The 9,636-nt window shown below is 71.6% G+C and carries 12 protein-coding genes; 5 read left to right on the top strand and 7 right to left on the bottom strand.

Features of this window, described 5'->3' with window-relative positions; all coding sequences use genetic code 11:
* Positions 1 to 111 precede the first annotated feature (111 nt).
* Both GRC12_RS37170 and GRC12_RS37175 read right to left on the bottom strand, forming a co-directional pair.
* Positions 112 to 996: a DUF4388 domain-containing protein gene (locus tag GRC12_RS37170; protein ID WP_208784552.1), complete on the bottom strand. Its 885-nt coding sequence runs from the start codon at positions 994 to 996 to the stop codon at positions 112 to 114.
* Positions 993 to 1,355 (bottom strand): hypothetical protein, encoded by a 363-nt coding sequence (locus tag GRC12_RS37175; RefSeq protein WP_439959928.1) that lies wholly within the window; start codon positions 1,353 to 1,355, stop codon positions 993 to 995. The genes GRC12_RS37170 and GRC12_RS37175 overlap by 4 nt, the downstream gene beginning before the upstream one ends.
* Positions 1,356 to 1,521: 166 nt before the next feature.
* On the opposite strand from GRC12_RS37175, the gene GRC12_RS37180 reads away from it, so the two are divergent.
* Entirely contained in the window at positions 1,522 to 1,887 is a 366-nt protein-coding gene (locus GRC12_RS37180; RefSeq protein ID WP_208784557.1) for a hypothetical protein, read from the top strand.
* 43 nt (positions 1,888 to 1,930) lie between these two features.
* Here the strand turns inward: GRC12_RS37180 and rsrA are convergent, their stop codons facing one another.
* The 4 genes from rsrA to GRC12_RS37200 all read right to left on the bottom strand — a co-directional run bounded on the left by rsrA (position 1,931) and on the right by GRC12_RS37200 (position 4,626).
* Positions 1,931 to 2,242 (bottom strand): mycothiol system anti-sigma-R factor, encoded by a 312-nt coding sequence (gene rsrA / locus GRC12_RS37185; RefSeq protein WP_208784559.1) that lies wholly within the window; start codon positions 2,240 to 2,242, stop codon positions 1,931 to 1,933.
* Positions 2,239 to 2,922: a sigma-70 family RNA polymerase sigma factor gene (gene sigR / locus GRC12_RS37190; protein WP_207929812.1), complete on the bottom strand. Its 684-nt coding sequence runs from the start codon at positions 2,920 to 2,922 to the stop codon at positions 2,239 to 2,241. Before sigR ends, rsrA begins: the two co-directional genes overlap by 4 nt.
* A gap of 257 nt (positions 2,923 to 3,179) precedes the next feature.
* A complete protein-coding gene (locus tag GRC12_RS37195; RefSeq protein WP_208784561.1) occupies positions 3,180 to 3,809 on the bottom strand; it encodes an alpha/beta hydrolase family protein in 630 nt (209 codons plus the stop codon).
* A 1-nt stretch (position 3,810) separates the two neighbouring features.
* Entirely contained in the window at positions 3,811 to 4,626 is an 816-nt protein-coding gene (locus GRC12_RS37200) for an SOS response-associated peptidase (protein ID WP_208784563.1), read from the bottom strand.
* Between the two features lie 50 nt (positions 4,627 to 4,676).
* Between GRC12_RS37200 and GRC12_RS37205 the strand changes: the two genes are divergently transcribed.
* From GRC12_RS37205 to GRC12_RS37220, 4 genes are all read left to right on the top strand, one after another.
* Entirely contained in the window at positions 4,677 to 5,396 is a 720-nt protein-coding gene (locus tag GRC12_RS37205) for a M50 family metallopeptidase (RefSeq protein ID WP_208784566.1), read from the top strand.
* A gap of 65 nt (positions 5,397 to 5,461) precedes the next feature.
* A complete protein-coding gene (gene aroA, locus GRC12_RS37210) occupies positions 5,462 to 6,781 on the top strand; it encodes a 3-phosphoshikimate 1-carboxyvinyltransferase (RefSeq protein WP_208784568.1) in 1,320 nt (439 codons plus the stop codon).
* A 10-nt stretch (positions 6,782 to 6,791) separates the two neighbouring features.
* Entirely contained in the window at positions 6,792 to 7,802 is a 1,011-nt protein-coding gene (gene rsgA / locus GRC12_RS37215; protein WP_208784570.1) for a ribosome small subunit-dependent GTPase A, read from the top strand.
* Between the two features lie 76 nt (positions 7,803 to 7,878).
* Positions 7,879 to 8,202 (top strand): DMT family transporter, encoded by a 324-nt coding sequence (locus tag GRC12_RS37220; RefSeq protein WP_133044537.1) that lies wholly within the window; start codon positions 7,879 to 7,881, stop codon positions 8,200 to 8,202.
* 668 nt (positions 8,203 to 8,870) lie between these two features.
* Here GRC12_RS37220 and GRC12_RS37225 read toward each other — a convergent pair.
* Entirely contained in the window at positions 8,871 to 9,479 is a 609-nt protein-coding gene (locus GRC12_RS37225; protein ID WP_208784572.1) for a TetR/AcrR family transcriptional regulator, read from the bottom strand.
* Positions 9,480 to 9,636: the final 157 nt, after the last annotated feature.

Below are 9,636 nucleotides of genomic sequence, written 5' to 3' on the forward strand. Positions count from 1 at the left end.
GCTTGACGGTTCCTGAAGGCTTCGTTCGGGCGGGTTTCCTGCGTGGGGGCGTTTCCCGCGACCGGGATTCTTCGCGGCGATCCTCGCCCGGCGTGCCTTCCGGTGCCGGGCTCACAGGGCACCCTTCTCACCGCGGTCCGCGGCCGGAGAGGTGCCGCCCGGTCTGCGCCTGGGCAGGGGGCCGGCGGCCGGGGCGGACCCGGTCGCGACAGGACTCCCCGGGGTGACACGGGGCGCGGTGCTCGGCCGGTCGCCGGTCACCGCCCCGGCCCCCCAGAGGACCAGCCCCAACGCCTCCAGCCGGACCAGGTCCAGCAGGACGGGGTAGACACCGCGTCCGAGGGCGAAGGCGAGATCCCGGGGTGTACGGCGCCCGTTGACGCCACCGAGCAGCTCCCGGTACCGCTGCGGCAACCACGCACCACCACGGTGAACCCGAGGAGCGGCGCCGGCCCCCGGCGCACCTACACCCACACCCACGGAACCGTCGTCCGCCGCCAACCTCGGCCGCAGCCGTGCCAGTTCGCCCGGTGTCCTCCCGGAGCCGGCCGGCGAGGCCATGCGGCGGGTGGTCTCCTCGGTGAGGTGGCGGGGTTCCACCCCGGGCGTGGTCAGGAGCGTCGGCTCCCGCTCCCCCGTCTCCCAACCGCCCACCGGACTCAGCGCCATGGCGAAGGCGCCGTCGAAGACGGCGGCGGTGCACACCACTTCGAGTTCCGCCGCCCCGATCAGTCCGGCCGCCACCAGATACCCGCCCAGCCGGTCGGCGTCCGGTTCCGCGGCGCAGGCGGCGAGCCACGCCGCGTCGCCGATGCGCCCCGGCGTGAGCAGGACCGATGTGGCGCTGGGCGCGCCGGGCGTCTCGATCGCGCCGACGAGACCGTCCCGCAGATGGATCGTTCCGCCGGGCGAGCCGGAGACCCGGACCGTACCGGTGAACTCCCCCTCGCGCAGTCCCTGCAAGAGCGCCGGGACGTTGCGAGCGGTGGGCGTCACGCCAGCACCTCCGCGAGCCGGTCACCGAAGCCGCGCAGGGCGAGCGCGACGTTGGAGCGGTCCCGGTCCAGACCCGCGGTCAGCAGCAGGGGGTCACCGGCGGGCCGAACCACGGTGAACAGCACCTGGTGCCGCCGACGGCTGGTGAGGACCACGCTCTCCAGTTCCCCCTCGGCGCCGGCCGCGCCGAGACGCTCGGCGATCAGGGTGGCGAACTCGCTGCTCTCCGTGCCGTCCCCGGCCTCCATGACGTCACCGGCTGCGCCGTACACCAGCCCGGTCACCGCGTCGACGAGGGCGACTCCCGTGACGCCGGGAGAGTCGAGCAGCCGTTCAAGGGAGGACTGGAGAGCCGTCACGTTTTCCCCCATTGACCCCCCAAGCCCATACGCCACGCATTAGTTTGAACGTCAAGTTTCGCCACGCACACCAAATTTGGCGCGAAGTGACGCACATGTCGCTTGGGTTCGATCGTAGTTGGCCAGGCATCGACCGGTCAGCAGCACGGAAGAATTGAGGTAACCGGTGAACATCGAGACCGCGCTCAAGGAAGCCATGACCCTGGACGGCGCGCTCGGCGCCGCCATCGTCGACTATGAAAGCGGCATGTCCCTCGGCACCCTCGGCGGCGGCCAGGGCCTCGACCTGGAACTCGCGGCGGCGGGCAACACCGAGGTGGTGCGGGCCAAGATGCGCACCCTGGCCTCGCTGGACATGGACGACGTGATCGAGGACATCCTGATCACGCTGGGCAAGCAGTATCACCTGATCCGCCCGCTGAGCAGCAGCAAAGGGGCGCTGTTCTTCTACGTCGCCCTGGACCGGACGCGCAGCAACCTGGCGCTCGCCCGGCACGGGCTGCGGCGGATCGAGAGCGGCCTGGAGATCTGACCGGACGCGCACGGCACGACCGGGGGCGGTCGCCCGGTGGCGCTCAGGACTCCTGGGGCGTCGCCGGCGCGGCCGCCACGTCGCGCTCCGGCACGGCCTGCCCGGAGCGGATCAGCTCGATCCGCCCCATCACCTTGGACCGCAGGTCGGTCGGCACGTCGTCATGCCCGCAGCAGCGCTTGACGAGCTTCTTCACGGCCTCTTCCAGGCCGTACTTCTCCAGACACGGCGAGCACTCCTTGAAGTGCTGCTTGAACTTGTCGCGATCGACTTCCGGCATCTCACTGTCGAGGAACTCGTACAAATGATCGAGTACCTCGCTGCAGTCCGTCTCGTGCGGCTCTCCGCAGCTCATGAGCCCGAGCCTTTCGCTTCGTCCGAGTCTCCGGCGCCGGCCGGGACCAGCCCGCGCTCACGGGCGTAGTCCTCGAGCATGCCGCGCAGTTGACGGCGGCCCCGGTGCAGCCGGGACATCACCGTACCGATGGGTGTCCCCATGATGTCCGCGATCTCCTTGTACGCAAAGCCCTCTACGTCGGCCAGGTACACGGCGATACGGAATTCCTCGGGGATCGCCTGGAGCGCTTCCTTCACGTCCGAGTCCGGCAGATGGTCGAGCGCCTGCGACTCCGCGGAGCGCAGACCCGTAGACATGTGCGACTCGGCACGGGCGAGCTGCCAGTCCTCGATCTCCTCGGCCGCGGAGCGCTGGGGTTCGCGCTGCTTCTTGCGGTAGGAGTTGATGAACGTGTTGGTGAGGATCCGGTACAGCCACGCCTTGAGGTTGGTGCCTTCGCGGAACTGGTGGAAGGACGCGTACGCCTTGGCATACGTCTCCTGCACCAGGTCCTCCGCGTCCGCCGGGTTGCGCGTCATGCGCAGGGCGGCCGAGTACATCTGGTCGAGGAATTCGAGCGCGTCCCGCTCGAAGCGCGCACTGCGCTCCGACGTCGACTCCGCGCTGACGCCCTGGCCCTCGGGCAGCTCCGCCTGGCCGTTGTCGGTCCCTGCGTCGGTCCCAGTGACCGGACCCACCTCCTCAAGATTCCGGGCGGCATCGAAACCGGTGCCACCGGAATTGGAGGATAGACGACGACCCGTCCCCGCCGCCCCTCGAATGGGGGTGGTCTTGGCCGCAGTCAGCACCGTCCAGTCCAGGTCAGCACGGTTGCTGCGGCTCGGGCATGTGGTCGAACCCATGCGGCGGACTTCCTCTCCCACGACGTCGGTGCTGGTGGTTCAGCACTTCTGTCCGCCTCAACAGAGGTCCGGTCCGCAACATTCCCGGGCCGTCACCCCAATGACCCGACCCACTTCACCACCGCGTCCGTGACGATCGCCACGGCCTGCTCCGGTCCGAGCTCCGCCCGCTTCGGCACGGCGAACCCGTGATCGGCGAACGGCACCTCGACCAGTTCGTACGTCCCGTCGGGAAACTCCTCCGGCCTGCCGAAGGGATCGTTTCCGCCCTGTACGACCAGGGTGGGCACCCCGGATCCCAGCAGTTCCCCGGCGCGCGACTTCTCCGGCCGGCCCGGCGGATGGAGCGGGAAGCTCAGGGCGAGGACGCCGTGGGCGCCCAGCTCGGTCGCCGTACGGCAGGCGACCCGGGCGCCGGCGCTGCGGCCCCCGGAGACCACCGGCAGCCCGAGCTTGGTCAGGGCGGGCCAGATGCCGTGCCAGCCGACGTCCAGCGTCTTCGGCGCCGGCGCCACCTTCTTGCCGGCGACCCGCCAGGGTTGCTCCACCAGGGCGACGGTCACGTCGTGCCGCGGCAGGACGTGGGCGAGCGCCTGGAGGTCGCGCGCCTCGATGCCTCCGCCGGCGCCATGGCTCACGGCCAGCACAAGCCGTGCGTCCTGGGCCGGATGCCAGGTGATGCGGGCGTCCCCCGCGTCCGTAGCGATGATCTCGGTCGTCACGTCAGAACAGTGTGCCCTCTTCGGGGCCCTCCAGCTCCTTGAGCAGCTCCGGGCCGTTGTTGCGGACATTGCTGACGGCGGTCGAGACCGGGTAGGCGCGCATCAGGCCGGGCGGCGGGGGCTGCAGCAGGGAGCGGAGGTCGTCGAGGTCGGTGCGGGAGGGGTCGAGCCAGGAGTCCCAGCGGTCCGGGGTGAGCATCAGGGGCATCCGGGGGTGGATCTCGGCCAGGGAGTACGGGCCCTCGGCGGGGGAGACGGCGAGCGGCGTCGTCTCCGCCTCGGTGGTGATCACCGAGCAGGTCACCCACCAGGCCTGCGGGTGGTCGTCGGGGAGGGTCTTGTCCCGCCAGAACTCGTACAGCCCGGCCATCGCGAACACCGAGCCGTCGGCCGGCAGCACGAAGTAGGGCTGCTTGCGCGGCCGCTTCTTCCTGCCCTCGACCTCCAGATCCCGCTCCTGCTTGCCGGTGACCCACTCGTAGTAGCCGTCGGCGGGGATGATGCAGCGCCGGGAGGAGAAGGCCCGCTTGTACGCCGGCTTCTCGTGGAGGGTCTCGGCGCGGGCGTTGATCATCCGGGCGCCGCCCTCGGGGCTCTTCGACCAGCTCGGCACCAGCCCCCACTTGAGCTTGCGCAGCTGCCGAACCGGCCGCGGGTCGTCCACGTCCTTAAGAGGGCGGTCGAGGACGGCATGGACCTCCTTGGTGGGGGCCACGTTGTAGTCGGGCGCCAGAGTCTCCTCCGGCTCCCACTTCTCGATCTCAAAGATTCCTGCGAGATCCTCTGGCCGACGACTAGCCGCATACCTACCGCACATACGTGCCACACTGCCAGATCCGCCGAGCCCACCGGGAGTCACCGCCGAACATGGACAGCACCGCATCCTCTCTCGCATCCCTGTGGGACCGCGTCTTCGGCACCCAGCCCGACCCCGACCTGTGGGTGGTGATCGCGACCCTGGTCGCCGCGCTCGCCGTCACCGTCCCCCACAACGTCTGGCGCATCGCGCGCAACGCCATCACCATCGCCCACGAGGGCGGCCACGGCCTGATCGCGCTGCTCACCGGCCGCACCCTCACCGGCATACGCCTGCACTCCGACACCAGCGGCCTCACCGTCAGCCGCGGCAAACCGCACGGCATCGGCATGATCCTCACCGCGGCCGCCGGCTACACCGCTCCCCCGCTGCTCGGCCTCGGCGGCGCGGCCCTGCTCGCGGCCGGGCACATCACGCTGCTGCTGTGGCTGGCCACGGCCCTGCTGCTGGCCATGCTCGTGATGATCCGCAACGCGTACGGGGCCCTCACGGTGGTGCTGACCGGGGGCGCGTTCCTCCTGGTGTCGTGGCTCGCGGGACCCCAGGTGCAGGCGGCGTTCGCCTACGCGGTGGTCTGGTTCCTGCTCGTGGGCGGGGTGCGCCCGGCCTTCGAGCTGCAGGCCAAGCGGATGCGCGGCGGCGCGGGCGACTCGGACGCGGACCAGCTGTCCCGGCTGACGCACGTACCGGCGGGGCTGTGGTTGTTCCTGTTCCACGCGGTGTCGCTGTGCTCGCTCATCGGCGGCGGCCGGTGGCTGCTGGAGGTGTGACGGGGCGTCGACGGCGCCGCACCTGTGCGACGGCCGGTGCCACCCCCTCCTTATAAGGTGAACCCATGGCCCACAACCCCGCCGAGCACACCGCCCTCTGGCCCGCCCCCCACGCGAGCGGAGCCGTCGACGCGACGGTCCACGTACCGGGGTCCAAGTCGGTCACCAACCGTGCCCTCGTCCTCGCGGCCCTGGCGAGCGAGCCCGGCTGGCTGCGCCGCCCCCTGCGCTCCCGCGACACCCTGCTGATGCTGGGCGCGCTGCGCGCGATGGGCGTCGACATCGAGGAGGGCGTCGGCCCGGACGGCACCGGCGAGACCTGGCGCGTGCTCCCCACGGGCCTGCACGGCCCGGCGACGGTCGACGTCGGCAACGCCGGCACGGTGATGCGCTTCCTGCCGCCGGTCGCCGCGCTCGCCGACGGCCCCATCCGATTCGACGGCGACCCGCGGTCGTACGAGCGTCCTCTGCACGGCGTGATCGACGCGCTGCGCGTCCTCGGCGCCCGGATCGACGACGACGGCCGGGGCGCGCTGCCGCTGACCGTGCACGGCGGGGGCGCCCTCGACGGCGGCCCGGTGGAGATCGACGCCTCCTCCTCGTCCCAGTTCGTCTCGGCCCTGCTGCTGTCCGGTCCGCGCTTCAACCAGGGCGTCGAGGTCCGGCACGTCGGTTCCTCGCTGCCGTCGATGCCGCACATCCGGATGACCGTCGACATGCTGCGCGCGGTCGGCGCCCAGGTCGACACCCCGGAGTCGGGCGGCGAGCCGAACGTGTGGCGGGTGACGCCGGGCGCGCTGCTCGGCCGGGACCTGACGATCGAGCCGGACCTGTCCAACGCCCAGCCGTTCCTGGCCGCCGCGCTGGTCACCGGCGGCAGGGTCGTCATCCCGGACTGGCCCGCCCGCACCACCCAGCCCGGTGACCGGCTGCGCGAGATCTTCACCGAAATGGGCGGTTCCTGCCAACTCCTCGACTACGGGCTGGTGTTCACCGGTTCGGGTGGCATCCACGGTATCGACGTGGACCTGAGCGAGGTCGGCGAGCTGGCCCCCGGCGTCGCGGCGGTCGCGGCGCTCGCGGACTCCCCCTCGACCCTGCGGGGCGTGGCCCATCTGCGGCTGCACGAGACGGACCGGCTGGCCGCGCTCACCAAGGAGATCAACGAACTCGGCGGTGACGTCACGGAGACCGCCGACGGCCTGCACATCCGCCCCCGCCCGCTGCACGGCGGGACCTTCCACACCTACGAGGACCACCGCATGGCGACGGCCGGGGCGATCATCGGCCTCGCGGTGGAGGGCGTGCGGATCGAGAACGTGGCGACGACGGCGAAGACCCTGCCGGACTTCCCCGAGCTGTGGACCGGGATGCTCGGGGCGTAGGGATTCCGCCATGCGCCGCTACGGCAAGCACACCGACGAGGACGACATCCGCAGCCGCCCGAACCGCAAGGGCACCCGGCCCCGCACCAACATCCGCCCCGCGCACGAGGACGCGGCCGAGGGCATGGTGCTGACCGTCGACCGGGGACGGCTGACCGTCCTCGTGGACGACCGGATCGTCATGGCGATGAAGGCCCGCGAACTGGGCCGCAAGGCGGCGATCGTGGGCGACCGGGTGGCCCTCGTCGGCGACCTGTCCGGCAAGAAGGACACCCTGGCCCGCATCGTCCGCATCGAGGAGCGCAGCTCGGTGCTGCGCCGCACGGCCGACGACGACGACCCGTACGAGCGCGTGGTGGTGGCGAACGCCGACCAGCTCGCCATCGTCACGGCCCTCGCCGACCCCGAACCCCGCCCACGCCTCATCGACCGCTGCCTGGTCGCGGCCTACGACGGCGGCCTGGACCCCCTGCTGGTCCTGACCAAGTCGGACCTCGCCCCGCCCGACAAGCTCCTGGAGCTGTACGGCGACCTCGACATCCCCTACGTCGTCACAAGCCGCGAGGAACTGGAGAACGGCGACGCGGCGGACCGGGTGCGCGAGCAACTGGACGGCAAGATCACGGCGTTCGTGGGCCACTCGGGCGTGGGCAAGACGACGCTGGTCAACGCGCTGGTCCCGGAGGACCGCAGGCGGCTGACTGGCCATGTCAACGCGGTGACCGGCCGCGGCCGGCACACCACCACCTCGGCGCTGGCCCTTCCCCTCGCCGGGGACGACGGCTGGGTGATCGACACCCCGGGCGTGCGGTCGTTCGGCCTCGCGCACATCGATCCGTCCCGGGTCATCCACGCCTTCCCTGACCTCGAACCCGGCACGGTGGACTGCCCGCGCGCGTGCAGCCACGACGAACCCGACTGCGCGCTGGACGCATGGGTCGCCGACGGTCACGCCGATCCCGCGCGCCTCTACTCCCTCCGCCGGCTGCTGGCGACCCGCGAGCGCAAGGAAGGCGACTGACCACCGCGTTGTTTGGCTGTACGTCAGCTCGGTAAGTGCATAATCGCACCGAGCCGGACATACGGGAGGACAGCACATGGCGTGGCTGCTGGTCATCGTGGCCGGGATACTCGAGACCGGCTTCGCCGTGTGCCTCAAGCTCTCCCACGGATTCACCCGGCTCTGGCCCACGATCGCGTTCTGCTGCTTCGCCCTCGGCAGCTTCGGCCTGCTCACCCTCTCCCTGAAGAAACTCGACGTCGGCCCCGCCTACGCCGTGTGGACCGGGATCGGCGCGGCGGGCACGGCGATCTACGGCATGATCTTCCTCGGCGACCTGGTCTCCACCCTCAAGATCGTCTCGATCAGCTTCGTCATCATCGGCGTGATAGGGCTCCAGCTCTCGGGATCGGCGCACTAGCCCACCCACCGCCACGCCGCACGCCGACCGCCCCGCTCCCGACGCACTGACCGCACGGCTCTTCCGCGCGGCGGACGCGGCAGGGGCCATGGGGCACACCCGGACCGCCCGACCGGCCACGACCCACCGCAGTGCGCCTGGTGGCCCGACCAGGCACGACCGACTCGACTGCGCAGCAGGACCGGCCGACCAGGCACAACCAAGCCGACTGGGCATCCAGCCCGCCAGACCAGGCACAACCAAGCCGACTGCGCATTCAGCCCGCCCGGCCGCGCACGAGGACCGCCCCACCAGGCACGACCCACCGGACTGCGCAGCAGGACCACCCGACGAAGCACGACCCACCCGACCGTGCAGCTGGACCACCCGGCCGCACAGGACCCATCCACCTGCGCAACTGGACCGCCCGACCAGGCACGACCAACCCGACCATGCAGCTGGACCGCCCGACCAAGCACCACCAACCCGACTGCGCAGCAGGACCGGCCGACCACGCAGGCCGCACCCGGCCGCGCAGCCAGACCGCCCGGCCCAGCGACCCGCCCGACCGTGCAGCTGGACCACCCGGCCGCGCAGGACCCCCGGAGTGCGCATGCACCCGCTGACCAGGCACGACCCACCGGACTGCGCAGCCGGCCGCCTGGCCACGCTGAGCGGAGTGTGGAGTTCTAGACCGCCTGCCGGGGCAGGGCCGTGCGGACCAGGTCCGCGACGTTGCCCTCGCTCGGCGGGGCCGCGACGCAGGACAGGGCGAGACGGACGACGAGTTCGCAGGAGCGGGCCAGTTCGGCCGTGTCCGGCTTGGCCGCGCCGGGTCCCGCCAGCACCGCCACGGCCCGGTCGCGGACCATCGCCACGAAGTCGCCGGGTGACGGTAACGGACCGTCCGCCCGGCGCTGCGCGGGCACGGCCGAGGAGGACGGCACGGCGGACAGGGTCGGCGAGGGCAGCCGTTCGCTCCAGCATCCGGTCAGCATGGCTCGTACCAGCGCGTTCTCCCGGGCCGCCGACGCCGTCCACTCGGCGGTGGCGGTGAGCCGGTCGCGGGCGTCGGCGGGGGTGGCGAGGGCCCGTTCGACCCCGGCGAGATAGCCGTCCGCCTCCCTTCTGACCAGCGCCCGGGCGAGCCCCTCCTTGCTGCCGAACTCGTTGTAGAGGGTCTGCCGGGACACTCCGGCCGCCGCGGCCACGTCCACCATCCGCACAGCGGACCACGGCCGGCGCGCCAGCGCCGTGTACGCGGCGTCCAGTAGGGATTCCCGCGCTGCAGGCATCATCGCCTCCCTGGGGCGAGCAGCTCTGCGCCCAGGTTTGACGCGGACGGAAGCACTGTCAAGGGTTCGCGGACGTACACGGGGGCGCCCTTCGGCCAGCACGCCCCGGAACAATCCCACTCCGCGCACCTCCTCTTCCCCGAGCCCGAACCCCCCGAAC

It is taken from the genome of Streptomyces griseorubiginosus (assembly GCF_017614965.1).
Classification (GTDB): Bacteria; Actinomycetota; Actinomycetes; order Streptomycetales; family Streptomycetaceae; genus Streptomyces; species Streptomyces griseorubiginosus_B.

Coding starts and splice junctions, on each gene's coding strand:
- rsrA (WP_208784559.1), bottom strand. CDS start 2,242: ATGAGCTGCGGAGAGCCGCACGAGACGGACTGCAGCGAGGTACTCGAT.
- GRC12_RS37200 (WP_208784563.1), bottom strand. CDS start 4,626: ATGTGCGGTAGGTATGCGGCTAGTCGTCGGCCAGAGGATCTCGCAGGA.
- GRC12_RS37205 (WP_208784566.1), top strand. CDS start 4,677: ATGGACAGCACCGCATCCTCTCTCGCATCCCTGTGGGACCGCGTCTTC.
- aroA (WP_208784568.1), top strand. CDS start 5,462: ATGGCCCACAACCCCGCCGAGCACACCGCCCTCTGGCCCGCCCCCCAC.
- rsgA (WP_208784570.1), top strand. CDS start 6,792: ATGCGCCGCTACGGCAAGCACACCGACGAGGACGACATCCGCAGCCGC.
- GRC12_RS37220 (WP_133044537.1), top strand. CDS start 7,879: ATGGCGTGGCTGCTGGTCATCGTGGCCGGGATACTCGAGACCGGCTTC.
- GRC12_RS37225 (WP_208784572.1), bottom strand. CDS start 9,479: ATGATGCCTGCAGCGCGGGAATCCCTACTGGACGCCGCGTACACGGCG.